Raw genomic sequence first — 22830 nt, forward strand, 5'->3', positions numbered from 1 at the left:
CCTTCCCTAAAAATAAACCATCAAACTTCACTTAAGCATAACTGAAAGCAGAGTTAAATTCTTTTCGTTTGATTGAAGGCATAAAAATCTCCATTCTAATGTCAAGAAGCCTTGGTTAATCGCTTTGCTCGACTCAACCGGGTGCAATTAAATTCAGACACTATCAAAGAGAGGTGACGACAATGCTGGCTCATAGAAGCAATCATCACACCACCGGGCTGCGGCCTCTCTCCTCATGGATGGAGAACTATTCCCGTCGCCAGCAATTCCGGCGTATCGCATCAACACTCCTGGGGGAGCGTGATGAGATTATTTCCGACCTCGGATACTCACGGCAGGAACTCCTCGGCGCACTCGGCCTTCCCATGAAAACTGACGCATTAGCCTACGTGGAGCAACGTCGTTCAAAGCGAAGGCTCAGAGATTAGAACCATCCGGGAGAGGCGGGAGTCTTAACTCCCCCCCTCCTTTCCCGTCGGTCTGACCCAGCTGGGAAAACCGAATAAACGCAAATTCCCCGGCGAATGTGTCTGTAATGTGCTGGATATGCCCAGGCGTGATCTCACAGCAGCCGCCAACCACACTCGCACCATCCGCTAGCCAGCTTCGCAGATGCTCTACATAGACTGCCGGCGAGACATCATTCCGCGCTTCCAGGGCATCGACTAATCCACCAGTCGCCACCGCCTCAACAGACTTGAAAGCATTGGCATAACCACCGACGACCGGGTACAGACCCACCAGTTCAGGCATCGCGGCAGAAATCAGCTCCGGATCGCAGCAGTTCAACATGATCGCGGTTGGCCCGTAGGGAGAAACCGCCGCAACCGCCTCAGCCAGGGTTTCACCGGATTTGAGCTTGCCATCCGCTTCCAGGCGAAACGCCACACCGTAGGGTTTGCCCAGATCCCTGACTGCTGCACACGCAGCCCGCGCTTCAAGGCTGTTAGTTATGGTTTCAATGAGAAACACATCCGCAGCGGCCTGCAGCCGGACTAGCGTTGAGTACTCATCGCGTAAATCGTCAAAGGACCTCTCGGGCTGACGCCGATAACTTCCGGTTAAGGGCGGCAGGCACCCGGCAATATCCACCTCAGCACCCGTGTTCCTGATCGCCTGCCCCAATACGTCAAAGGCTTGCTGATGAATGGTCGCCAGTTGGTCCAGCAGGCCCTGCTCGCGCAAGCGGGTCGGCGTTGCAGCGTAGGTATTCAGCGACAGGGTTTTTGCCCCTGCCCGAATAAAGTCGGCGTGCACCGCTGTTACTACCTCGGGTTGTTCCTGCATCACCGCGACGGACCAAAGCGGAGAACTGACGCTTCGGGCGCGCCGGTATATTTCCTGGCCGAGACCACCATCGAGAAGCACAACGGATCGCATAGCGCTTTCATTTCCTTAAGCATTTGATTGAAGATGGCCGCTTACCACGCAGCTATTGAGAGCCGCATGAGGCGAGCATTTATAGACATACGCACTTTCTTTGTCGAGGGTAACAGTAATTTCCTGATTGATGGTGCCCTGCCAGCCCCGGCGTTTTTCATCTCGGCAATGTGCGCGGCTGCAAACGCGACGCTTGAAAGGGCTGTCAGAGTATACGCAGCGATGACTTGTCTGAACGTAACTCGCATAATGGCCTCAACTGTTTTGGTTGGTTGCGTATAACCCGAGAGAGGTTAAGCCGGCCCACCTGGCCGGGATTGCCGACCACATAAAGGGCATGTGCTTGTGGGAATTAGCCAGCAGCCAATTAGGAGCTCCTTTGAACAACACAAAACGCATCTACCTGGCCGGCCCGGAAGTATTCTTCTCACGTGAAGAACATGGCGCCATTGTTGCCGAGAAAAAGCGAATACTCCGGGAACACGGTTTCGAGGGAGTAGACCCGCTGGACACGGATCTGACATTAGCGGAGCATGAATCGAAACAGGATCACGGGTTTCGGATTTACCGGGCAAACCGCGAACTGATGGACAGCTGCGACGCCATTATCGCCAACCTCACACCGTTCAGGGGCATTAGTGCAGACCCCGGCACCGTGTTCGAGGTGGGGTATATTATCGGCCAGGGCAAACCAGCCTTTGGCTTCACCCTGGATAACCGGAATTACCGGGAGCGCGCAGGTTCAAATCCCAAAGACCCGCTCGGATATATGATTGAAGACTTTGAGCTGGGTGATAACCTGATGATTGACTGCGGGATTGCCGAATCTGGCGGCCAGATTTTTGCGGTTCAAGCCGGAGCCGAGCATAGCTATTTTTCCAGTGATGTTTTTCAATGCTGCGTTGAGGCACTGAAAGCCGCCAGCCTCAAACTGATGTGAACGCGCACTGGATAGCCATCGTATCCAACCTGACGATAAACCTTTTGAGGAACGTTTTATGCCAGACGATATCCACTTTTACGAACCCGCCAATGGCCACGGGCTGGCTCATGACCCCTTCAATGCCCTGGTAGCTCCTCGTCCGATTGGGTGGATATCCTCCAAGAGCCGTGACGGTGTGCTTAACCTCGCCCCATACAGTTTCTTCAACGCTTTTAACTACCACCCGCCCATCGTCGGATTCTCCAGCATCGGCTACAAGGATTCCGTTCGTAATGCTGAGGAAACCGGCGAGTTCTGCTGGAACCTTGTAACGCGCCCACTCGGTGAGGCCATGAACCAAACCTGTGCCCCTGTCGGGCCGGACGTTGATGAATTTGCCCTCTCGGGCCTGACACCGGCGCCATCGCGGGTTATCTCAGTGCCACATGTAGCGGAAAGCCCGGTAACCCTGGAGTGTCGGGTTTCCCAGGTACTCCAGCTTGCGGGCGCCGACGGGCAGAACGTGGATACCTGGATGGTTTTCGGTGAGGTCGTTGGTGTACATATCGCGCAACACCTGCTTCGGGATGGCGTTTACGACACGGCAGCGGCCGAACCGATACTGCGTGGTGGCGGGCCAGCGGACTACTTCACAGTGACTGAATCACAAAAGTTTCAGATGCATCGGCCGAAATAGAACCACCGGTAGTTCAGGACCTGGCTGCGAAAGCTGAACGAATATGCGAACATTGTCATTATGACAGCGAACGTAAAAACACGAATTCTCTTCCGGTCAAAGCGCCTTAATATCTATCTGGTGCGTTATCCGGAAGGCCACAAAGTGGGTCCTCATCTGGACATGATCTCCCATGGGAGCTTGTACAAGCTTAACTGTGTGCTTGCACAGCCCAAATCAGGAGGCGAGTTTGTGTGTGAGAAAAACATCTTCAACCTGTTCGGGCGGGTCGTCCTGTTTCGCCCCGACTTATACCAGCACCAGGTCTCGAGAATTGAACGAGGGAACCGGTGGCTGCTCAGTTTTGCGCTGACTACCCCCTAACCAGTTTGCACCAGCATGAAACATGCTCACCCTGCTTTTGCCTTCTTTTGAGGCGCACCATTCTGATATCCATGAAATAGCACGACGCTGCCCCTTCAGATCTGATCTGCAAGCCCTTGTCCACAAAGCCATTCTCCGACTGCCATAGCGTTTTGGCACAGATTCCGCTTTACAGAAAGTGACGGAGGAAACCCGATGCCCGGGTTCCTGCTTTTGCTTCCGGGACGACCCGGACGGCTCTGACAGCCGCCTTACTGTCTGGACGACCAGATGACCTTTTGACACAGCGAGGTTATCGAGATGTCAGTAACAACCCCCGAGCCCACGGGCCATAGTGCGTTCCAGTCATTACCTGTCGTGGACGTGTCCGGGCTCCAGTCACCCGACCCCAAGGTGCGCCAGTCCAGTGCAGAGGCGTTGGGTGAGGCAGCCCGCGATGCGGGGTTTCTTTACATCACCGGGCATGGCGTTCCATCTGATCTGGTTGATCGCTTCCGGTCGAGGGTCCGCGAGTACTTCCGGCAGAGCCACGACGAAAAAATGCGCCAGTATATCGGGCGCTCGGAAAACCACAGTGGTTATGTCCCCGAGGGCGAGGAGCAGTTCTACGGGGCTGCGATGCCGGACCGGAAAGAAGCGTACGATGTCAATTTCGACATGCTCGAGCCAGAGCATGCCCGCCCAATGCTTGGCCCCAACCAATGGCCCGAGATGGCCGGTTTCAAGACTGACATCAAGGCCTATTACGATGCCGTCTTCGAGCTGGGCAACCTGCTTTTCCGCGGTTTTGCCCTGGCCCTGGGGCTTCCCGAGGACAGTTTCACCCGACACATTAACCGACCGCCCAGCCAGCTGCGCCTGATTCACTACCCCTATAACCCCGATATTCCGACGGATGCGCCCGGCATCGGGGCTCATACGGACTACGAGTGCTTCACCATCCTCAGGCCGACAGCCCCAGGGCTGGAGGTGATGAATGGGGCCGGAGAATGGATCGATGTTCCGGTGTTAGAAGACGCTTTTGTGATCAACATCGGCGATATGATGGAGATCCTCAGCAACGGCCTGTTCATCGCGACCTCACACCGGGTGCGCAAGGTCGCTGAAGAGCGCTATGCCTTCCCCATGTTCTGCAACCTGGATTACGACACTCGAATTGAACCGCTGCCGCAATTGGTCAGCGAAGAGCGCCCTGCCCGTTATGAGCCCCAGGTCTGTGGCGAGCACCTTTTTGCCCAGACAGCCCAGACCTTCCAATACCTGAAAAAACGCCTGGAAAGTGGCGAACTGGAATTGCCGAAAGGCAGCAAGGGGCTGTCATCCTTCGGCCGGGAAGCCGGAGGCCAGCGATGAGCCTGCAAGCACTGGTCGACCAATTCACGTATTCGCCGAGCCACAGCGTGCCGGACTGGATGTTGGGTTGCTTCCGACGCCGCTGCATCAGCTTCGCCAACGGTGAGTCAGATAACCAGACCATCGTGTTCTGGTTTCAGAGCCGGAACTTCACGATCGACCTGCGTCTGCCCCTTGGGGTCGAGCAGGTACGTGCAGCGGAACTGGAGGATTACAGCGCGACCGAACTGGCGGTGCTGGCAAATTATGAAGGCTGGGTCGCGTCCTGTGACTGGACCGACGAAAAGATGTCCTGGCACGGCGGCACGGCGCTGCAGACCACAGACCGCTGGCCGGAACCGGCCGAGCTGCACCGCATTGGCAACTGCATGATCGAGTTCGCGCCCAGTGGCGCCTACGTGGAGGACTGGCGCCTGCAGCCGTCGGAGTCTGGACCACTGATTGGCCTTCGACTGGTGGAAGAGTATGACCCGGATACAGGGCAACGATTTCCCCGCGACGGAGGCCTGATCATCTGTGGTGATCACGCCGCCTGGGTGCTGGGACGGTCCGGGCCCATCGCCGATACCACTTCGTCTTTGCCAGAGCGGGCGGCCGGCGCCGTCGGAGACCGGGAGCGCCTGCAGCCGCTGTTCGACTTTGAAACGTCCGTGGCATCGGGGTCACTGGCGCAGGGATACACGGTACTTCATTCCACCCGGCCCGGCCGCGTGGGCCAACCGCTGCTCCCAGCAGGCAAGTTCGACTGGATCGAAGACACCAGGCGCGTGGAACAGACCTTCTCTCTCGACGGGCAGGACCGGGTTCGGGTGTTTGAGGTGGACGTTATCGAACCAAGCCATGGGTTTGCCCTGGAGACGCCATCCAGCGAGGAGGCCGACGGATGGTTCCAGCGCGAGTCCAACACACTTGGCCGCTACACCGAGGTACTGTTATGACTGCCCTCGCCTTACGGGACGAAGGTTTCCGACCACTACCGATCAATGATTTTCCGGTCCCGGCGATGTGGCGTGGCGAGTGGGCCCTGCTGGTTCCCGCCGCCCCCGAATGGGTCGAACTGGACTACGCGGCGGTGATCGAAAGCCGCAGCAAACTCAAGCATATCTTCGGCCCCCGGGACGACTGGCCACCCGATGATCTCGACGCTGACATGGACGAGGCCGACCTGGCCTGGCATGCACGGGAATTCTCAAGCCGCAGCTCATTCGCCTATCACCTGCTGAGCCACGACCGGCAACGCTGCCTGGGCTGTCTTTACCTGTATCCAACGGCCAGCAGAAACCATGATGCCGAAGCCTATCTCTGGACCCATATCGGACTCACTGCCTCTCAGGCAAACCTGATCGAAGACGAAGTCATTGGCTGGGTCAGCCGGGACTGGCCCTTCAGATCCGTTGCATGGCCGGGGCGATTCATACCTTTCACGCAATGGGAGAAAGCCGACATACCCAATTACTACGCCAGCATCCGGATGATCGCAGATCCATCCGCTACCGGGGACTGACATGAACCTACCTCGAGCGCACGCGCTCGGCCTTTTGCTTTATCGACTCGAAACCAGGAGTTCAACTATGAAATTAATGAACCGAACCATCACCGCTACAGTTCTCTCCGCGCTATTTGTACTTGGCGCTTCATCCGCCCAGGCCGAGGAGGACCGGAAACAGTTCTCTCTCGCATGGTCGATCTATGTTGGCTTTATGCCATGGGCCTATATGGATGAGTCCGGCATCATGGACAAGTGGGCCGACAAGTACGACATTGAAGTCGATCTTGTTAAGGTCAACGACTACATCGAAGCCATCAACCTCTACACCGCCGGGGAGTTCGATGGGGCCACCATGACCAACATGGACATGCTGACCATTCCGTCGGCATCAGGCGTTGATACCACCGCGCTGATCACCGGTGACTTTTCCGACGGCAATGATGCTGTTGTTCTGAAAGGCCGTGACAGCATGGAAGACATCAAGGGTATGGATGTTTACCTGCTCGAGCTTTCCGTATCCCACTACGCACTGGCCCGCGCCCTGGAGATGGCCGGTCTGAGTGAGCGCGACATCAACGTGGTCAACACCTCGGATGCCGACATTGCCACCGCTTTCACGACCGACGACGTGCAAGCTGCCACTCTCTGGAACCCACAACTCCAGACCGCAATGCAGGAACCCGATGCCGTCAAGGTATTCGACTCTACCCAGATCCCCGGTGAAATCCTCGACATCATGGGCGTTAACTCTGAAACCCTGAAGAAGTATCCGGAGCTGGGCAAGGCGGTGACTGGAGCCTGGTTCGAGGCCATGAGCGTCATGCATGGCGACAGCGAGCAGGCCATCGCCGCCAAAACCTACATGGGCGATGCGTCCGGAACCGATCTGGACGGCTTCGAATTGCAACTGGCCGCCACTCACATGTTCGAGACCCCTCAGGAGAAACTCGACTTCCTGACCACCAAGCGGGTGCGCGAAACCATGGACTTCGTGACCAAGTTCTCCTTCAAGCACGGGTTGCTGGGCGCCGGTGCCCAATCACCGGACGCCATCGGTATCGAGTTGCCTGATGGCTCCATCTGGGGCAACGAAGACAACGTCAAAATGCGCTTCGACCACCAGTTCGTAAAAATGGCGGCCGAAGGGAAGCTGTAAACCATGTATTCGGGCTACTACCAGCGCGCGGCCGACTTGGCCGGCGCTGACCCAGTTGTCTGGGAACGTCTGACCTGGAGCGGCTTGCAGCAGCTTCGCGAACAGGGTGAGGAACTGGTTGTCCTGCCCGTGGGTGCGACCGAGCAGCATGGCCCCCATCTGCCGGTCTCAACCGACACGGCCATTGCCACCGCAGTCTGCGCCTATGGCTCGGCCCGGGCCCGTGTGCCGGTGTTGCCGACCCTGTCCTACGGGGTGTCGGTCGGACACACGGAACAATGGCCTGGCACGGTCTCCCTCCTGCACGAGACGCTCGCTCTGAGCGTCCGGGAGATGGTGGGCTGGCTGGTAGCCCAGGGCTGGCGCCGGATCATTCTGGTTAACTCGCATTTTGGTAACCACGCCACCTTGTCTGTGGCAGTGGACCGCCTGCGGTTCGACTACCGGGAACTCATCCAGATTGGCCTGGTAAATTCCTACGCCCTGACCCGGGAGATTGAAGACTATTTCACCTGCGACGGCGAGGACATCCACGCCAACCGGGCCGAAACCGACCTGATGCTGTACCTGGACCCGGAGGCCTGCGACATGGCATCCGTTCAGGACGATCCGGATCGCACGGAGGGCACGGTATTCAGCTACCTGGTGCCGGCCACCAGCAAAAACGGCGTCACCGGACGACCCAGTGAAGGCACGGCCGAACGTGGACGAGAACTGTTGCGGGAGATGGGAGAGGCTCTCACGTCGCTGCTGATAAAAGCCCGGACCGAGACTGCACCGCTCGAGACTCAGTCCGCCGGTCACCCCACCGTCTATCCCTTTTCGGGCAGTCGTCCCTGACGCTGCCCACCTGATACTGGAATAATCCCATGTCTGAAAGTTCGCCTAAGAACCGTTTGATCGACGCCGGCAGCCCGTCTCCCGGTGTCGGTCCCGATCTGGAAATCGATCACGGCCGTGTCGCGGCCATGAAAAAGACCTTGATGGACGCTGGTGTGCAGTACTGCTACGCCTCCTTCGTCGATGTGCATGGCGTTCCCAAAGCCAAATGCACGCCCATCGAAAAATTCGAGAAGATGTGTGCCGGCTCTGAGTTGTTCACCGTCGGCGCCCTGGAAGGTATGGGGCTGACCGGCCCCCAGGAAGACGAGTGCGCAGCAGTGCCGGACCTGGATACCTGCACCATCTTCCCCTGGGACAAAACCCAGGCCTGGTTCACGGGTGAGCTCTACTATCATGGCAAGCCCTATCCGAATGACAGCCGCAGTATTCTCAAGCGCATGGTTGCGAAGGCGGAGGCGCGCGGGTACCGCGTGAATCTGGGTATCGAACCCGAGTTCTACCTTCTTCGCCGGGATGAAGACGGCAACCTGACGCCACTCGGTTCAGACTTCAAGGGCGTCTGCCCGGCTTACGACCTGAATCAAACCACGGAAGTGCTCGATACGCTGAATCAACTCGCCCAGTATATGGACGAGTTGGGCTGGAACCTCTACTCCTTCGATCAGGAAGGCGGCCGGGGCCAGTACGAGTTCGATTTTGGTTACACCGATGTACTCTCCAGCAGTGATCAGTTGATCTTTCTGAGGCTGATGCTCAAGCGGCTGGCCCATGACAATGATGCCGTGGCCACGTTTATGCCCAAGCCATTTGCCGATGACTTCCGCAGCGGCGCGCATTTCAATATCTCACTGGAGGAAATCGAGACCGGCAAGAACATCTTTGCGCCCGGCCCGGACGGCCCCGGCGAGCTCGGCGAGCGTTACGGACTGAGCTTCGCCGACAAGGCCCTGCACTTTACCGCCGGCCTGCTCAAACACGCACCGGCACTGACCGCGCTGACCTGCCCCACCTACAACAGCTATCAGGGCCTGATTGCCCAGGGCGATATGGCCGATATGAGCTGGGCACCGGTGCTGATGTCCTATGGCCAGAACAACCGCTCGGCCATGTTGCGACTGCCGGCCAACCGCTACTGTGTTGAGAACCGCGTGCCGGACATGAGCTGCAACCCCTATCTGGCGGCTGCATTTCACATTGCCGCTGGCCTTGAGGGTATCGATCAGGCCATGGACCCCGGAGCGCCGCACAACGAGAACGCCTACACCCTGGGCAACACACTGCGGGAAAAACGCCAGCACCTGCTGCCCCGTACTTTGCTTCATGCCCTGGAAGCCTTCGATGACGATCCGCTCGTGGAAGAGATTTTCGGCGACTTCAAGGAGATTTACCTGAAGCAAAAACTGGGTGAATGGGAGTCCGCGTTCTACACCATCAACGAGGAACACCGGGAACAGAAGCTGACGCACATCTGATCCAATAAACCTGGCGGAACACTATTCATGTCCTCAACCATAGCCACCGAAAACTGGCACAACTGGGAAGCGTTCTATCAGGCCCAGCGGGAGACCGAGCTGCCCGCTGGTTCTGTGGCCCATGTTCCGGTGAAGATTCGCTATATCGATGCTGGCACAGCCAACGACAAAACCGTCGTTCTGCTACACGGCATCCCCACCTGGGGCTACCTGTTTCACGAGGCCATCCCGGCTCTGGTGGATGCCGGGTTCAGGGTGATTGCTCCCGACCTTCTGGGCCATGGCTTTTCCGACCGGCGCGACTGCTTTGACCGCTCCTTTCAGGATCAGGCGCGCATGGTCGTGGCGCTGCTCTCGGACCTGGGGCTCACCAGTGTCGACCTGGTGGGGCATGACACCGGCGGGGCTGCAGGTCTGATCCTGGCCATAGAGCACCGCCACCTGATCGACCGGCTGGTGATCTGCAATTCGGTCTGTTACGACCGCTTTGACGATGACATGCTCGACTTCGGCCATCCCATGCGCTGGAAGCCACGGCCAGTCTCAGACCTGATGGAAGCTCTGGAGGAAAGCCTCGCGATGGGCTTATCGGATTCAACCCGGCTGACCCCGGAATTCCGCGCCGGCATCCTGGCGCCCTGGTCCAGCGAAGAAGGTAAGCTCAGCCTGATCCGCAATGCCTCTGCGCTTAATGCCAACCAGACCATGGCACTGGTGGATCGCCACGGCACCATCGAAGCGCCCACCCTCGTGCTCTGGGGCATGGATGACCCCTGGCAGAGCGCCGAGGACGGCCAGCAACTGGCCCGGGAGATTCCCGGCGCACGATTTCAGGCGGTCAATGGTGCATCCCACTGGTTGCCGCAGGATGCGCCTGACGCCTTCAACACAGCCGTGATGAATTTTCTGATGTGAGGAGCAAAAATGCGCATTGCCGACCGATGGTTTGAAACAAAACGCGTAGACGATCGAATCACATTACTATGGGAGCCCCACGTTGCCCGACTGGACCAGTGCAACATGTGGCACGTTCGCGGCCGCGATGCGGACCTTTTGGTGGACGCGGGAATGGGTATCAGCAGTCTGAAAGAGGCGATGGCCGAACTTCTAGATAAGCCGCTCATTGCTGTTGCAACGCACAGTCACACAGACCATGTGGGCAGCCTGCATGAATTCGATCATCGCCTTATTCACCCGCTGGAAGCCGAACAGTTAAACCAGCCGGACACCTTTCCCGTGCTCTGCAGCTGCCATTGGCCAGCCGGCCTGCGCGAGTCTATCCAAAGCCAGGGTTATGAAGTGCCGGATCTCATGATCGACGCATACCCCCACGAAGGCTTCGATCCCATGGCCTTTAGCGCAACAAAGACCGAGCCGACCAAACTTATCGATGAAGGCGACGTGCTGGATCTCGGCAACAGTGCCTTTGAAGTCCTGCACCTGCCAGGACACTCCCCTGGCAGCATCGGCCTGTGGGAGAAAGCCACCGGAACCCTGTTTTCCGGTGACGCGATCTACGACGGCCCATTGCTGGATGACATCGAGGGCGCCGACCGGCAGGCATACAGAAGAACCATGGAACGATTGCGGAAACTCCCCGTCAACGTGGTTCACGGCGGCCACGATCCCAGCTTTGGCAAGGCGCGCCTGCAGGAACTGGTTGATCAGTACCTGCATAGCCGCTGAAACGGCCGGTCAGTTGACCGGCTGACAACCACGAACGGCGAGCGCAATATTTGCACTGGCCTTGATCTGTTCGTAGTACTTGGACGCCGAGTTGACACCCATCTCGGCATAGCTGCCAGCAGCGGGACTTACGAGCCTGCTCAGCTGCGCCAATGCATCCGCAGATTGCCGGTCCCGCTGATACGCATCAAACGCCTGGTAAATCTCACTGCAGGTGACACCATCACCGTCCGTCGCTGCGGAGCTCATGTAGGTGGATGTCTGGCAGCCAGACAGGAGTGTGGCAGTTGCAATGACAAACAGAAAAGAACACTTCACAGGCAACAATCTCCAGGATTAAAACAACAAGGATAAGCTTTTCAGAATACTACCAGTCTCAGCACCGCGCATGCCCGACAATTCCGGGAATTGCCGGTGATTGGCACTGGCATTGTGGCCAGTGTGATCACTACTCAGGCTGATTGACTACGCCCCACGCCTCCATGCCGGGGGCTTTCGCCTATTGCCTCGGCCGCCGTTCGCGCGGTCCTCTCAAACGTCAGGGCCAGCCGTTCGAACATCCCCTCAATAATGACCGTTTTCTGATCCGGTTCCCTGTAAGCATGAATTGCCTGAAGCAGCCTGGCACTGGCCTCCCGGAACACCGGGTTGACCTCACCCCGGGAGCTCATCAGGTAGGTGTCCGCCAGGGCCTGCTGCCACTCCTGCAGAAGTGCATCAACCGCCGGGCTGCGATGATCCTGGATCAGCTTGCGCAGGCGAATGGACAGGTGCCCGATGTTGAGCCCGGTGAAACCAAGATCCGTCATATAACGATCGCTGCGCCCGGAACTCTGATCATAATTGGCGAGCCGCAGCAGGCGCTCACCCATACGACCATTGAACCAGCTTTCCGGCCTCTCGTGATCGTCAATCGCCGTCAGATCGCGGGCCGTCGATGTCAGCAGACGACGCTGCATAAACCGGCTGTCCGGCGGGGTAATGAGTTTGAACACCCAATAGAGAATACTGAGTCCAACAAACAGGCCCAGCGCAATATTAACCGCGTTCTCGGCATCGAATGTCATGCTGTTGCTGGGCTGCGTGATCAGGGTGAAGGGAATACAGAAGCCCAGACCGTAAGGCAACGTGGGACGACTGGCGAGGGCGAGCAAGCCGATGAAATAAGGCCCTGCCAGAATTAGAACCAGGAGCTCAAAATCACCGCTACTTTGCGATAATAGCCCCAGCCCGAAGAACAGGGCTACAGGAATGGCCACCGTCGCGCCGACGAGCACCCGGCGCATAATAAGCGTCAGCGCAGCCAGCGAGAACCGGGCGAACATCACGGAAAACACAACGGGCATGATCATGATCATCAAGGCCGCCGCGCTCGCCGTCTGGACCCAGATCACTGCCCCGATCATAAACATCATGGCCGTACGAAAGCCATTGATCAGGGCGACCAAAGGATCACGGTGGGTTTCCAGCTTGGATGCCTTGAGCAGCGTCCGGTCGCGACTCTCCAGCGCGTTATAAGCCCGTAGTACCACTACCAGATCGCCTACCAGTTCCAGTGCTGTTTTGGTCAGGCGGGTGACAATGGCGGACTCATTGGTGTATCCGGCCCGCTGATCCAGCAGGGACCGCCGCAGCGCATGGGCAAGGCGGTAACCCTCCTCGTAGCTGTTGGCTTCCGCGATTTCCCTGAAGTAGCGGCGCATCTGGCTCAACACCTCACTGAAGGCGGGTGACACCAGATTTTCATGATTCCGGTGAAAGCGCCCCATAATCTGGGTAACCGCCAGCAGCGACATCACTCTATTACACAACAAATTGGCCGCCCTGCTACGGCCAGGGCCTTCCGGGCCTTCATAGGTGACGGCGCTGGAGTCGTCATTGAGCGCCACCAGGTTTTCGAGAATCTCGTCAGCGTGCTGGTGGCGCTGCTCGTGGGAACTGCCTGGCTCCAGCTCCAGGGTGAGGTATTCCAGCGTTTTGTTGATCACCATGCGGGCATTCACCCGCAGGCCATCCTTTACCGTCACCGGCCATAGCAAACGGCTGACGAGCATGGCGCAAACAGAACCGGTCGCGATCTCGCTGATCCGGGCCTGGGCGATGGCAAAAACCGACTGGCTGCTGGTTGTGCTGGCATCCGCCATCACCAGAATAACGACCAACCCTGCAGTCATCCCGGCCATTGCGAAGGCGTAGATATAGTTGTTGTTGTGAACCATGGAAGAGGCCGCCGAGTTCAGGCCGACCCACAGGGTTAAAAAGCCCAGTGCCAGAAGGGGGTAAGGGGTCAGGAACGCCAGCACCAGAATACCGAAGCCGCCTCCAATCACCGAACCCGCAATCTGGCACAACGCCTTTTCGATCACCAGCCCGCTTTCGGGGCGAAGCTGAAGAAAGACCGCCGAAACCACCGCCCAATAGGGGCGGTCAAGTTGCAGAAACATCGACACCAACAACGCCAGCGCCATAGAAATCACGCCTTTGATGGCAAAGATCAAGGCGTACCGGCCAGGCATCAGGAGTTGTGGCAGTAACGGATGGGGAGGCATAGGCACTGGCCCGCTACTCGGCGTCCAGATAAATCGAAACCGTCATCCCGGCACTCAGATGTATATCCTCAGGCACTGAGTCCAGCCTAATATCCACCGGAATCCGCTGAGCCAGACGCACCCAGTTGAATGTCTGTTGCACCTGGGGAAGCATCTGCTCGTTGCTGCTGGTGTTGGTATCGGCAATCCCGCGGGCGATGCTGACGACCTCGCCGGTAAGCTCACGGCCCCCGCCCATCAGCGTCATCCGGGCAGACTGCCCCACATGAACCAGCTGCAGCTTGGTTTCTTCAAAGTACCCGGTGACATAAAACGAATCGTCTTTCACCAGCGACAGTACCGCCGCCCCCTGGGTGACGTAATTGCCCTGGCGCAGATGGAGATTGCTGATGGTACCGTCTTCCGGCGCCACTACTTGCGTGCGTTCCAGATCAATTCGTGCCGTCGCCAGTGCTGCCCTGGCGAGTTCATAACTGGCCTTCGCAGACTCCATGTTAATGCGGTAGGTTACCTGATCTTCCTCACTGATGGCCGGGCTGTCAGACAGTCCCTGCCGGCGCTGATATTGGTGCGTGGCCAGTTCCCAGGCGCTGCGTTCTTGCGCCACCTTGGCCTCGGCCTCCGCAAGCGCAGCCTTATAGCGCGTATCATCGATGGTAAAGAGGAGCTCTCCCTGGCTCACAGCCTGGTGGTTCTCCACGTTAAATTGCGTGACCCAGCCGGAAACGTCCGGCGCAACCGTGATCACCTCGGCGCGTATCCGCCCATCGCGGGTCCAGGGCGAGTACAGGTAATAGTTCCAGACCCAACTACCGGCAACAATCGCAACCGCAACCACCAGCAACGTAATACCTACACGCAGTAGCTTTGCCATCAGGCTTTCCTAATCTCCAAACAGGTAAATAATCACCGCCAGGTAGCACACGAACACGGCAACATCGAACCAGGCTTCCTTCCAGATGTAACGACGCAGACCCAGGTAATGCGTAGCCAGCCGGGTGACGGCAGTCAAAATAAACGCCATCGGCATCAGCACCACCAATGGACTGAACAGTATTCCGCCAAAACCCAGCTCGTGAAGCATGCATTCCTTGTTGTCAGATGGTGACTTGACGAATCAAGATGTTGAAAGAAAGGATAGTCAAATTGGCAGCATACCGGGGAAAACTTCCGTATCCCCCTTACAATCGGCATTTTCTGACGACCACTGAGGCTGCAAGACCCCGGACTGTTTCTCTAACCGGTGGCAGGCCAGACAGTAGCTATTTCGCCATGTGCCCCACATAGGCTGAGGTAAAGGCTGTCTCCTGAAACACCTTCAAACCGGTCTCGGCAAAAGGGATGGGCAGCGGGTTTGCGGCCAGCGTGGACTTGATGAGCGCCGGCGAGATCAGGGCAACATCCAGTTCGATACCGGAAATGAGCTGAATGGCTGCCTCCAGCTTGAAACTGATAGCGCCACCGGCAAACTTTCCTTTCGGCATCCGTTCCTTGATCACGACCTTTTTAACGCCGTATTCGGCCATCAGTTCGGCAAAAGATGCCTGAAACTGCAACAGGTCTTCACGTGTGTGATTCTTCTTGAGTGACAGCTTGCGTACCTTGCACTCCGGGAGACTGAACTGGCCCTGATCCAGGTTCAGCAAACACACAACGGCATCGCTGCCGGTCAGTTCAACACCGCAAATGATCATGTAAATGCCTCTCTAGCCACAGCACTTCTTGAATTTAAGGCCGCTACCGCAACTGCATGGATCGTTACGTGACGGAACCTTGGCCTGCTTGACGGTCTCCCCCTTGTTCAGCAGTGCGGTCAGCTCCGAAATGGATTCCACTGCCCCGTCTCGGGTATCAAGGGTAATGTCCGCATACAGCTTTGCCTCCGCAACCTGTGCTTCGATCTCCTGCCTGCGGGCTTCACTGGTAACCACAAGCGTTAACGGATACTTCTTGCTGCCACTCTTTTTACTGGCACTGGTCTGGAAGCCGCCATAGGTCGTGTGATGCTGGCGTGCATCCTGCCGGCCTTTGTAGAAAAATTTGTCTGACATAGTGAAACCCTGATGGCTTAAGGAGGAAAACGGGCTCTCACGGAAACGCTGGCTGCCGTTGAAGCGGACATCTTTTAGCATGCTTACGGGATAGGTTATATAGCAAGGTGTGAAAAAACTGATGCCTGCATTGAACAAGTCAAAATCACTGACGCATCCGGAACGGCAACGAGAAGCCGAGCTGCACGTCCGGCGAATCCACGGTGACACCGACGCCGATGGAAACGTCCATTGAGACGGAGTCACTGAATACATAAGAGCTGCCTGCTGAGAGCACGCCGGTGGTGAGGTAAGAGCCCGGCACTGGCCGGCTGTTAACCGACGACCGCCGGGTGAATTGATGATCATAGGCGAACGATAGCGAGCTGTTCAGGTTCAGTGCGATGGCCATCCCGAGGGAAAAGCCGATGCTGTCACCCGGATCAAACCTGCCGAAGGCCTCATCGGTGGCCAGGTTCAGGCTGTTTGGTTCGGCCGCCGCGGGAGCAGTTGTAATGCCGGTCACCAAACAACCTCTTCTTCAGAGAGGCATCCTGCCCGCCGCTCACGTATCATATCGATTCCCCATTACGTGGTCGTAAAGCCGGCCTGTTCCGATAACAACTGAGGAAACCACCATGATCTGGACTGTCTATCTATCTGGCGAAATTCATACCGACTGGCGTGAGCAGATTCAGGCCGGGGCGGAAGCTGCTGACTTGCCCGTGGAATTCACCGCGCCGGTCACCAACCACGAGGCCAGCGATGCCGCCGGGGACGTACTGGGCGAGCCGGACGTGTCTTTCTGGCGTGATCACCAGTCATCCAAGGTTAACGGCATTCGCACCAAGACCATGCTGGAGCAATGCGACCTGGCCGTGATCCGCTTCGGTGACAAATACAAGCAATGGAACGCGGCCTTTGATGCGGGCTACTGCGCTGCAATGGGCACCCCCTATGTCACGCTCCATAATGACGACATCGTCCACCCTCTCAAGGAAGTAGACGCTGCCGCCATGGCCTGGGCACAGACGCCGGAGCAGGTTGTTGAGGTATTGAAATACGTCACGACCGCCAAATAGGAAGGTTCCCGCAGCAAGCCCTCGCGGACAGCTCTGGCACCAGGCGTTTGCCAATCCTAAACAAGCAGTATTCAGGAGTAATTAATGAGCCTTTCACCATTTCATCTGGCGATCCCGGTCTACGACCTTGCTGCGGCCCGAAATTTCTACGGCGAAGTGTTCGGACTCGAAGAGGGCCGGTCCAGTGAGCAGTGGGTGGACTTCAATTTCTATGGCCACCAGTTGGTCATTCACGAACACCCAAAAACCGCCTCACAGGAAAGCGCGCACAGCAATTCCGTGGATGGCCACGATGTGCCCGTGCCCCACTTCGGTGTTGTACTGGACTGGGACCAGTGGGAAGCACTTGCAGAGCGACTGAAATCACTGGGGACTGAATTTGTGATCGAGCCCTATGTGCGATTCCAGGGCCAGGTTGGCGAACAGGCCACCATGTTTCTGTTCGACCCGTGTGGCAACGCGCTCGAATTCAAAGCGTTCAAGGATATGAGCCAGCTGTTTGCAAAGGACTGAGTTTGAAAGGCCTGCGGGGGCAGTGCAGATTATTGCTGTCCGGCACCCTAAATGTGCTAGTGTATTTTTGACGGTGCCTCCGGAAATACCGGAGCACAGGCGTTATTCCAGCGGCAGTGCTATCGGAGCCACGCCGGGGAAATAGCAGTCAGGTGGCGACTGAGGCAAGGGACCTGCTCGACGATGCCGCAACCCAGAACTCAAGCAGGACAATACCATGATGTACTTTGCCCATGAGATGAGCCGCGCCGCGCTAATGCCTATACGCATGCTGACTGGTGCTCAGAGTAAGCTGCTCCGACATCCACTAAGCCCCTTGTCCCGCCTTCCCGGGGCGCGCAGCATTGCTTCGGCCTACGGAGTGTTTGGAGACCTCACCCGCCGCTACCCGAAGCCAGCTTTCAATCTGCACACAACCATCTGTGATGGCGAGCAGGTCGGCGTCAGTGAAGCCATTGTCAAACGCAAACCGTTTGCTCAGCTCAAACACTTTGAGCGCAGTGTGGAGCGGCCCGATGACCCGAAACTGCTGATCGTGGCACCGCTGTCCGGGCACTTTGCCTCGCTGCTGCGCGGCACCGTAGAGGCCATGCTGCCAGAACACGACGTGTACATTACCGATTGGCGCGATGCCTGCCAGGTGCCACTGTCAGCTGGTGATTTTGGCCTCGACGATTACATCGACTACGTCATTGATTTCATCGACCACCTGGGCCCCGACACTCACGTGCTGGCAGTCTGTCAGCCAGTAGTGCCCGTGCTCGCAGCCACCGCCATCATGGCCGAAGACGGCCACCCTGCGACCCCTCGCTCACTGGCTCTGATGAGTGGCCCCATTGACGGCCGGGTCGATCCAACCACGCCCTGTGAACTGGCGACCAAGCACAAGCTGGCATGGTTCAAACGCAACCTGGTTCACCCGGTGCCCGCGCCCTATCCGGGAGCCATGCGCAAGGTTTACCCAGGGTTTCTGCAGCTGGCCGGATTTATGAACATGAATCTCGACCGCCACATTGGTGCCTATCGCGGCCTGTTCAAATCCTTTCGCGATAAAAAGACCGACAAGATCACCCGCCATCGTGAATTCTACAACGAATATCTGGCGGTGATGGATCTGCCGGCAACGTATTACCTGGATACCATCCAGCGAGTCTTCCAGGAGTTCCACCTGGCGCGGGGCTGTTTCAGGCATCGTGGACGCCTGGTGAATCCGGCCGCCATCCACAACACCGCGCTGATGACAATCGAAGGTGAAAAGGACGATATTTCCAGTCCCGGACAGACCCGGGCCGCCCAGGACCTTTGTGTCAATATTCCGGAATCCCGGCGCCTGCATCACCTGCAGCCGGGTGTTGGCCATTACGGTGTATTTAACGGCAGCCAATGGCGTGAATCCATTTCGCCGCGCTTAAGGGATTTCATCCGCGCGGCCTGACCGGCTGCTTTGCGCTGATTTCTTGTGAGGTTGTGGGGGCTCTGCTAGCTTCAAGTGTGACGTTTTAAATGAGCAAAAATAATCAACCAAAACTCCGTCTCAATACAATTTTAAGGAGAGTGTCATGCAAGACCTCAAAGGCAAGGTAGCCATTGTCACCGGCGCCTCTCGTGGCATTGGCCGGCATATCGCGCTTCAGCTTGCACAGCGCGGCGCCGATGTCGCAATCAACTACCGCTCGCGTCAGTCCGACGCAGACGCGGTCCTCAAGGAGATCGAGGCAACCGGCGTTAGGGCGCTGGCCTTCCAGGCGGATCTGTCCAAGATGCCAGAGGCCCGCAACCTGATACGTCAGGTCCATGATCAGTGGGGGCGCATCGATATACTGGTGAACAACGCCGGCATCACCCGCGACAAGTCGATGAAAAAGCTCACCGACGACGATTGGAACGAAGTGCTCGATACCAACCTGGGAAGCGTGTACGCAACCTGTTCCGAAGTGTTGAAATTCATGATGGAGCAGCAGTTCGGTCGCATCATCAACATCACTTCGTTCGTCGGCCAGGCTGGCAACTTCGGGCAGGCTAACTACGCAGCCAGTAAGGGTGGCATCATTGCGTTCACCAAAACCATGGCACTGGAAATGGCTAAAAACAACATTACCGTCAATGCCATTGCCCCGGGCTTTACCGAGACCGAAATGCTGGCCCAGGTACCTGAGAATATCCGCGAAAAGATCATTGCTCGAGTGCCAATGGGACGGTTTGGTCAACCCGAGGAAATCGCCCGGGCGGTTGTGTTCCTGGCAGCCGAAGGCGACTACATCACTGGCCAGCAGATTAATGTTAACGGCGGCGTGTATATGTAACGCCATGTCGCGGATAGACGCATAGAACACATGCGTCCTTCGCCGTTTCTGAAAGACTCGCGGTCGTAGTGGCCGCGTAGTGGAGACTGTGTAAATGTCTGAAAAACCGGTTAAAATCACGCCTCCTCCTGAATTCGAGCCCAACGTCGTGCCCAAGTCCCTGATGCGCGCAGGCGTGCATGGAAGCCATCTTCTGAAGCGCTCGATTATGCGGAGGCTGCGTGGGGGCGAGCCCAACCCGGTCAGTGTAAAGAGCATGACCAAACCCTTTGTTTCCCTGACCGGCAAGCTCGCAACCCAGCCCGACACCGTGATCTTCGCCCAGATGCGTCTGATCAAGGACAGCACCAGATTCTGGGCGGGCCTGCTGACCAGCGGCATCAGCAATAAGCCACTGGCCGTGGCAGAACCAGAGCCGGGCGACGGGCGCTTCCGCGACCAGGCCTGGAATGAGGTAATGGCGTTCAATGTCATCAAGCAGGCCTACCTGCTGTCGAATCGCTGGATCATGGACACCATCGAAGATGTGCGTGGCCTGGACGATCACAACAGACGCAAGCTGCGGTTTTTCACCAGCCAGATGACCGACGCCCTGGCACCGAGCAACTTCATCCTGAGCAATCCCGAAGTGCTGCGCACGACGATCCAGACCCGGGGCAGGAACCTGCTGCGCGGCATGGCCAACCTGCTGCGTGATCTGGATGAAGGCAAGGGGCCCATGCCCTTTCGCATGTCCGACCCGGACGCCTTTACGGTTGGTGACAATCTGGCCAACACCCCGGGCGACGTGATTTACCAGAACGAGCTGATGCAGCTCATTCAGTACCGGCCAACCACCGAAACCGTGCACCGGCGGCCGTTGCTGGTGATCCCGCCGTGGATCAACAAGTACTACATTCTCGACCTGGGTGAGAAAAAGTCGTTCATCCGCTATTGGGTAGAACAAGGCCATACAGTGTTCGTAGTCTCCTGGGTGAATCCGGGAGCGGAGCTGGCACACAAGAGCTTTGAAGACTACATGCTGGAAGGGCCTGTCGCCGCCATGGACGCCATCGAAGAAGCCACGGGCGAGCGTGAGCTCAATACCGTCGGCTACTGTATTGGCGGCACCCTGCTTGGCTGCACTCTGGCCTGGCTGGCGGCCCGCGGCGATGACCGGGTCAAGAGCGCGACCTTCCTTAACAGCCTGATGGACTTCTCCGAGGTCGGCGACCTGGAAGTGTTCATTGATGAAGACGCCGTTAGCAAGCTTGAGAAAGCCATGAACAAACAGGGCTATCTCGAGGGTGCGTCCATGGCGACCGCCTTTAACATGCTTCGGGCCAACAGCCTGATATGGTCCTTCTTCGTCAACAATTACCTGCTCGGGCGCGATAGCGCGCCCTTCGACCTGCTGTACTGGAACGCGGACGCCACCCGCATGCCTGCGGCCATGCACAGTTTCTATTTACGTAACATGTACCTGCACAACAGGCTGCGTGAGCCCGGCGGTATTGAACTGGCGGGCACGCCGATCGACCTGGGTAAGGTCAAGGTGCCGAGTTACTTTGCATCGGCCATCGAGGACCACATCGCCCCCTGGATATCCTGTTATCAGGGTTCCCGCAATCTGGGCGGCCCGGTACGCTTTATCCTCGGCGGCTCGGGGCACATAGCTGGCATCATCAACCCCCCCGAACGGAAGAAGTACGGCTACCGTGTAAACGAGGACAGCAATCTGGATCCGGATGCCTGGCTACAGGGCGCTGAACAGTTCGAAGGCTCCTGGTGGCCCGACTGGGTCGCCTGGGCTGAACAGTTTGGTGGTGGCGAGGTGGAAGCCCGCTCTGCCGAAAAAGGGGCACTCCCGGTGATCGAGCCGGCTCCCGGAGCCTATGTGCGAAATGAACCGGCGCCACCGACTCCGACAGTGAGCAAGCGCCGGCAAACTCCGCGTCAGAAAACAGCGACACGGAAACGGAAACCGGCGCCTGCGAAAGTCACAAGTACTTAGAGCTTCACCATCAACTTACCCTTGTTCTCACCGGAGAGGAACAGGGTAAGACCGCTCATGGCCGACTCCAGCCCCTCCAGAACGTGGGCCCGATATTTAATATGCCCGTTCTGGACATAGGGGGCGAGCTTGGCCATCAGCTCCTGCGTCCGGTGCAGGTGATCTGGCATGGTGAACCCCTGGATCGACAGGCGTTTCTTGATGATACGCATCCAGTTGGGGCCGGGGCGCGGGTTGGCGGAGGTATAATCGGCAATCATTCCGCATACCACGATACGGCCGTGAGCATTCATCCGCTCGAACACAAAGTCCTGAATCGGGCCGCCGGTGTTCTCGAAATAAACGTCGATGCCATCCGGCGCCAATTCATCCAGCTTCGCGCCCAGGTCGTCGGTCTTGTAGTTCACGGCGCCATCGAAGCCCAGATCGTTGACAATCCAGTCCGCCTTCTCATCGCTGCCCACCACACCAATGACCCGCAGGCCATCGGCCTTGGCCAACTGGCCTACGATTGAGCCGACAGAGCCGGCCGCACCGGACACCACCAGCGTTTCACCCGCCTTGGGATGACCACAGCCATACAGGCCCTGGGTGGCTGTAAGCCCCGGGAGCGCGAATACCGACAGCGCCATTTCCGGCGGCAGGTTTTTGTCCAGCTTGTTCACGCCCGTGCCATCCGACAGAGCCATCTCCTGCCAGCCAAACATCCCCATGACCTGATCGCCCACGGCAAAATCCGGGTGATTGGAGGCAACCACCTCGCCGATGCCCGACGAGCGCATAACTGAGCCAAGCTCCACTGGCGGAATATAGCTGTCGGTATCGGAGCTCATCCAGCCCATCATGGCGGGGTCGAGGGACATATAGGTCTGCCTGACCACAAACTCGCCTTCGGCGGGTTCCGGAACCGTTTTTTCCACAACCTCGAAAAGCTCCGGCCCTATATTCGCCTCAGGCCGCTTTATCAGGTTAATCGCTTTATAGGTACTCATAGAGACA

Annotated in this window: 26 protein-coding genes; 17 read left to right on the forward strand and 9 right to left on the reverse strand. The window is 57.7% G+C overall.

What is annotated here, in order from left to right; all coding sequences use genetic code 11:
- Positions 1 to 182 precede the first annotated feature (182 nt).
- The gene (locus KFJ24_RS10755; RefSeq protein WP_250831084.1) at positions 183 to 428 is read left to right on the forward strand and encodes a hypothetical protein; all 246 of its coding nucleotides are present in this window, start codon (positions 183 to 185) and stop codon (positions 426 to 428) included.
- Here KFJ24_RS10755 and KFJ24_RS10760 read toward each other — a convergent pair.
- On the reverse strand, positions 418 to 1380 hold the full coding sequence (locus KFJ24_RS10760; protein ID WP_250831085.1) for a homocysteine S-methyltransferase family protein: 963 nt from the start codon (positions 1378 to 1380) through the stop codon (positions 418 to 420). The genes KFJ24_RS10755 and KFJ24_RS10760 overlap by 11 nt on opposite strands.
- A gap of 379 nt (positions 1381 to 1759) precedes the next feature.
- Between KFJ24_RS10760 and KFJ24_RS10765 the strand changes: the two genes are divergently transcribed.
- The 11 genes from KFJ24_RS10765 to KFJ24_RS10815 all read left to right on the forward strand — a co-directional run bounded on the left by KFJ24_RS10765 (position 1760) and on the right by KFJ24_RS10815 (position 11361).
- On the forward strand, positions 1760 to 2320 hold the full coding sequence (locus KFJ24_RS10765; RefSeq protein WP_250831087.1) for a nucleoside 2-deoxyribosyltransferase: 561 nt from the start codon (positions 1760 to 1762) through the stop codon (positions 2318 to 2320).
- Between the two features lie 58 nt (positions 2321 to 2378).
- Positions 2379 to 2999 carry a flavin reductase family protein gene (locus KFJ24_RS10770; RefSeq protein ID WP_250831088.1) on the forward strand — a complete coding sequence of 207 codons (621 nt, stop codon included), beginning with the start codon at positions 2379 to 2381 and terminating at the stop codon, positions 2997 to 2999.
- A gap of 60 nt (positions 3000 to 3059) precedes the next feature.
- Positions 3060 to 3362 carry a 2OG-Fe(II) oxygenase gene (locus KFJ24_RS10775; protein WP_284709179.1) on the forward strand — a complete coding sequence of 101 codons (303 nt, stop codon included), beginning with the start codon at positions 3060 to 3062 and terminating at the stop codon, positions 3360 to 3362.
- Positions 3363 to 3662: 300 nt separating this feature from the next.
- Entirely contained in the window at positions 3663 to 4715 is a 1053-nt protein-coding gene (locus KFJ24_RS10780; protein ID WP_250831089.1) for an isopenicillin N synthase family dioxygenase, read from the forward strand.
- Positions 4712 to 5653: a hypothetical protein gene (locus KFJ24_RS10785; RefSeq protein ID WP_250831090.1), complete on the forward strand. Its 942-nt coding sequence runs from the start codon at positions 4712 to 4714 to the stop codon at positions 5651 to 5653. The genes KFJ24_RS10780 and KFJ24_RS10785 overlap by 4 nt, the downstream gene beginning before the upstream one ends.
- The gene (locus tag KFJ24_RS10790; RefSeq protein WP_250831091.1) at positions 5650 to 6219 is read left to right on the forward strand and encodes a hypothetical protein; all 570 of its coding nucleotides are present in this window, start codon (positions 5650 to 5652) and stop codon (positions 6217 to 6219) included. Before KFJ24_RS10785 ends, KFJ24_RS10790 begins: the two co-directional genes overlap by 4 nt.
- Before the next feature lie 67 nt (positions 6220 to 6286).
- Entirely contained in the window at positions 6287 to 7360 is a 1074-nt protein-coding gene (locus KFJ24_RS10795; RefSeq protein WP_250831092.1) for a putative urea ABC transporter substrate-binding protein, read from the forward strand.
- A 3-nt stretch (positions 7361 to 7363) separates the two neighbouring features.
- Positions 7364 to 8200 (forward strand): creatininase family protein, encoded by an 837-nt coding sequence (locus KFJ24_RS10800; RefSeq protein WP_250831093.1) that lies wholly within the window; start codon positions 7364 to 7366, stop codon positions 8198 to 8200.
- 29 nt (positions 8201 to 8229) lie between these two features.
- Positions 8230 to 9675, forward strand: coding sequence for a glutamine synthetase family protein (locus tag KFJ24_RS10805; protein WP_250831094.1), 1446 nt, complete (start codon positions 8230 to 8232; stop codon positions 9673 to 9675).
- Between the two features lie 27 nt (positions 9676 to 9702).
- Positions 9703 to 10590 carry an alpha/beta fold hydrolase gene (locus KFJ24_RS10810; protein WP_250831095.1) on the forward strand — a complete coding sequence of 296 codons (888 nt, stop codon included), beginning with the start codon at positions 9703 to 9705 and terminating at the stop codon, positions 10588 to 10590.
- A 9-nt stretch (positions 10591 to 10599) separates the two neighbouring features.
- Positions 10600 to 11361, forward strand: a complete 762-nt coding sequence (locus KFJ24_RS10815; protein ID WP_250831096.1) for an MBL fold metallo-hydrolase — start codon at positions 10600 to 10602, stop codon at positions 11359 to 11361.
- A gap of 9 nt (positions 11362 to 11370) precedes the next feature.
- Here the strand turns inward: KFJ24_RS10815 and KFJ24_RS10820 are convergent, their stop codons facing one another.
- From KFJ24_RS10820 to KFJ24_RS10850, 7 genes are all read right to left on the reverse strand, one after another.
- Positions 11371 to 11679, reverse strand: a complete 309-nt coding sequence (locus tag KFJ24_RS10820) for a hypothetical protein (protein WP_250831097.1) — start codon at positions 11677 to 11679, stop codon at positions 11371 to 11373.
- 134 nt (positions 11680 to 11813) lie between these two features.
- Entirely contained in the window at positions 11814 to 13910 is a 2097-nt protein-coding gene (locus KFJ24_RS10825; RefSeq protein ID WP_250831098.1) for an FUSC family protein, read from the reverse strand.
- Between the two features lie 13 nt (positions 13911 to 13923).
- Entirely contained in the window at positions 13924 to 14784 is an 861-nt protein-coding gene (locus KFJ24_RS10830) for an efflux RND transporter periplasmic adaptor subunit (protein ID WP_250831099.1), read from the reverse strand.
- Between the two features lie 9 nt (positions 14785 to 14793).
- Positions 14794 to 14994, reverse strand: coding sequence for a DUF1656 domain-containing protein (locus KFJ24_RS10835; protein ID WP_250831100.1), 201 nt, complete (start codon positions 14992 to 14994; stop codon positions 14794 to 14796).
- A gap of 178 nt (positions 14995 to 15172) precedes the next feature.
- Positions 15173 to 15604 carry a DUF3010 family protein gene (locus tag KFJ24_RS10840; RefSeq protein ID WP_250831101.1) on the reverse strand — a complete coding sequence of 144 codons (432 nt, stop codon included), beginning with the start codon at positions 15602 to 15604 and terminating at the stop codon, positions 15173 to 15175.
- Between the two features lie 12 nt (positions 15605 to 15616).
- A complete protein-coding gene (locus KFJ24_RS10845) occupies positions 15617 to 15961 on the reverse strand; it encodes a PBPRA1643 family SWIM/SEC-C metal-binding motif protein (protein WP_250831102.1) in 345 nt (114 codons plus the stop codon).
- A 145-nt stretch (positions 15962 to 16106) separates the two neighbouring features.
- A complete protein-coding gene (locus KFJ24_RS10850; protein WP_250831103.1) occupies positions 16107 to 16466 on the reverse strand; it encodes a hypothetical protein in 360 nt (119 codons plus the stop codon).
- A 112-nt stretch (positions 16467 to 16578) separates the two neighbouring features.
- On the opposite strand from KFJ24_RS10850, the gene KFJ24_RS10855 reads away from it, so the two are divergent.
- The 5 genes from KFJ24_RS10855 (at position 16579) to KFJ24_RS10875 (ending at position 21831) form a co-directional block, all read left to right on the forward strand.
- Entirely contained in the window at positions 16579 to 17022 is a 444-nt protein-coding gene (locus tag KFJ24_RS10855; protein ID WP_250831104.1) for a YtoQ family protein, read from the forward strand.
- An 84-nt stretch (positions 17023 to 17106) separates the two neighbouring features.
- A complete protein-coding gene (locus tag KFJ24_RS10860) occupies positions 17107 to 17535 on the forward strand; it encodes a VOC family protein (RefSeq protein ID WP_250831105.1) in 429 nt (142 codons plus the stop codon).
- A 217-nt stretch (positions 17536 to 17752) separates the two neighbouring features.
- The gene (locus KFJ24_RS10865; protein WP_250831106.1) at positions 17753 to 18970 is read left to right on the forward strand and encodes a polyhydroxyalkanoate depolymerase; all 1218 of its coding nucleotides are present in this window, start codon (positions 17753 to 17755) and stop codon (positions 18968 to 18970) included.
- A 124-nt stretch (positions 18971 to 19094) separates the two neighbouring features.
- Positions 19095 to 19838 (forward strand): 3-oxoacyl-[acyl-carrier-protein] reductase, encoded by a 744-nt coding sequence (gene fabG / locus KFJ24_RS10870; protein ID WP_250831107.1) that lies wholly within the window; start codon positions 19095 to 19097, stop codon positions 19836 to 19838.
- Between the two features lie 94 nt (positions 19839 to 19932).
- Complete coding sequence (locus tag KFJ24_RS10875; RefSeq protein ID WP_250831108.1) at positions 19933 to 21831, forward strand: PHA/PHB synthase family protein; 1899 nt, start codon at positions 19933 to 19935, stop codon at positions 21829 to 21831.
- On the opposite strand, the gene KFJ24_RS10880 is transcribed toward KFJ24_RS10875, so the two are convergent.
- A complete protein-coding gene (locus tag KFJ24_RS10880; protein WP_250831109.1) occupies positions 21828 to 22823 on the reverse strand; it encodes an NADP-dependent oxidoreductase in 996 nt (331 codons plus the stop codon). The two genes, KFJ24_RS10875 and KFJ24_RS10880, sit on opposite strands and share 4 nt — an antisense overlap.
- Between the last annotated feature and the right edge of the window lie 7 nt (positions 22824 to 22830).

This window comes from Marinobacter sediminum (assembly GCF_023657445.1).
Taxonomy (GTDB): Bacteria; Pseudomonadota; Gammaproteobacteria; order Pseudomonadales; family Oleiphilaceae; genus Marinobacter; species Marinobacter sediminum_A.

What these genes read in the sequence shown, in the direction of transcription:
- KFJ24_RS10755 (WP_250831084.1), top strand. Translation starts at nt 183, where the DNA reads ATGCTGGCTCATAGAAGCAATCATCACACCACCGGGCTGCGGCCTCTC.
- KFJ24_RS10760 (WP_250831085.1), bottom strand. Translation starts at nt 1,380, where the DNA reads ATGCGATCCGTTGTGCTTCTCGATGGTGGTCTCGGCCAGGAAATATAC.
- KFJ24_RS10770 (WP_250831088.1), top strand. Translation starts at nt 2,379, where the DNA reads ATGCCAGACGATATCCACTTTTACGAACCCGCCAATGGCCACGGGCTG.
- KFJ24_RS10775 (WP_284709179.1), top strand. Translation starts at nt 3,060, where the DNA reads ATGACAGCGAACGTAAAAACACGAATTCTCTTCCGGTCAAAGCGCCTT.
- KFJ24_RS10780 (WP_250831089.1), top strand. Translation starts at nt 3,663, where the DNA reads ATGTCAGTAACAACCCCCGAGCCCACGGGCCATAGTGCGTTCCAGTCA.
- KFJ24_RS10785 (WP_250831090.1), top strand. Translation starts at nt 4,712, where the DNA reads ATGAGCCTGCAAGCACTGGTCGACCAATTCACGTATTCGCCGAGCCAC.
- KFJ24_RS10790 (WP_250831091.1), top strand. Translation starts at nt 5,650, where the DNA reads ATGACTGCCCTCGCCTTACGGGACGAAGGTTTCCGACCACTACCGATC.
- KFJ24_RS10795 (WP_250831092.1), top strand. Translation starts at nt 6,287, where the DNA reads ATGAAATTAATGAACCGAACCATCACCGCTACAGTTCTCTCCGCGCTA.
- KFJ24_RS10800 (WP_250831093.1), top strand. Translation starts at nt 7,364, where the DNA reads ATGTATTCGGGCTACTACCAGCGCGCGGCCGACTTGGCCGGCGCTGAC.
- KFJ24_RS10805 (WP_250831094.1), top strand. Translation starts at nt 8,230, where the DNA reads ATGTCTGAAAGTTCGCCTAAGAACCGTTTGATCGACGCCGGCAGCCCG.
- KFJ24_RS10810 (WP_250831095.1), top strand. Translation starts at nt 9,703, where the DNA reads ATGTCCTCAACCATAGCCACCGAAAACTGGCACAACTGGGAAGCGTTC.
- KFJ24_RS10815 (WP_250831096.1), top strand. Translation starts at nt 10,600, where the DNA reads ATGCGCATTGCCGACCGATGGTTTGAAACAAAACGCGTAGACGATCGA.
- KFJ24_RS10825 (WP_250831098.1), bottom strand. Translation starts at nt 13,910, where the DNA reads ATGCCTCCCCATCCGTTACTGCCACAACTCCTGATGCCTGGCCGGTAC.
- KFJ24_RS10830 (WP_250831099.1), bottom strand. Translation starts at nt 14,784, where the DNA reads ATGGCAAAGCTACTGCGTGTAGGTATTACGTTGCTGGTGGTTGCGGTT.
- KFJ24_RS10835 (WP_250831100.1), bottom strand. Translation starts at nt 14,994, where the DNA reads ATGCTTCACGAGCTGGGTTTTGGCGGAATACTGTTCAGTCCATTGGTG.
- KFJ24_RS10840 (WP_250831101.1), bottom strand. Translation starts at nt 15,604, where the DNA reads ATGATCATTTGCGGTGTTGAACTGACCGGCAGCGATGCCGTTGTGTGT.
- KFJ24_RS10845 (WP_250831102.1), bottom strand. Translation starts at nt 15,961, where the DNA reads ATGTCAGACAAATTTTTCTACAAAGGCCGGCAGGATGCACGCCAGCAT.
- KFJ24_RS10855 (WP_250831104.1), top strand. Translation starts at nt 16,579, where the DNA reads ATGATCTGGACTGTCTATCTATCTGGCGAAATTCATACCGACTGGCGT.
- KFJ24_RS10860 (WP_250831105.1), top strand. Translation starts at nt 17,107, where the DNA reads ATGAGCCTTTCACCATTTCATCTGGCGATCCCGGTCTACGACCTTGCT.
- KFJ24_RS10865 (WP_250831106.1), top strand. Translation starts at nt 17,753, where the DNA reads ATGATGTACTTTGCCCATGAGATGAGCCGCGCCGCGCTAATGCCTATA.
- fabG (WP_250831107.1), top strand. Translation starts at nt 19,095, where the DNA reads ATGCAAGACCTCAAAGGCAAGGTAGCCATTGTCACCGGCGCCTCTCGT.
- KFJ24_RS10875 (WP_250831108.1), top strand. Translation starts at nt 19,933, where the DNA reads ATGTCTGAAAAACCGGTTAAAATCACGCCTCCTCCTGAATTCGAGCCC.
- KFJ24_RS10880 (WP_250831109.1), bottom strand. Translation starts at nt 22,823, where the DNA reads ATGAGTACCTATAAAGCGATTAACCTGATAAAGCGGCCTGAGGCGAAT.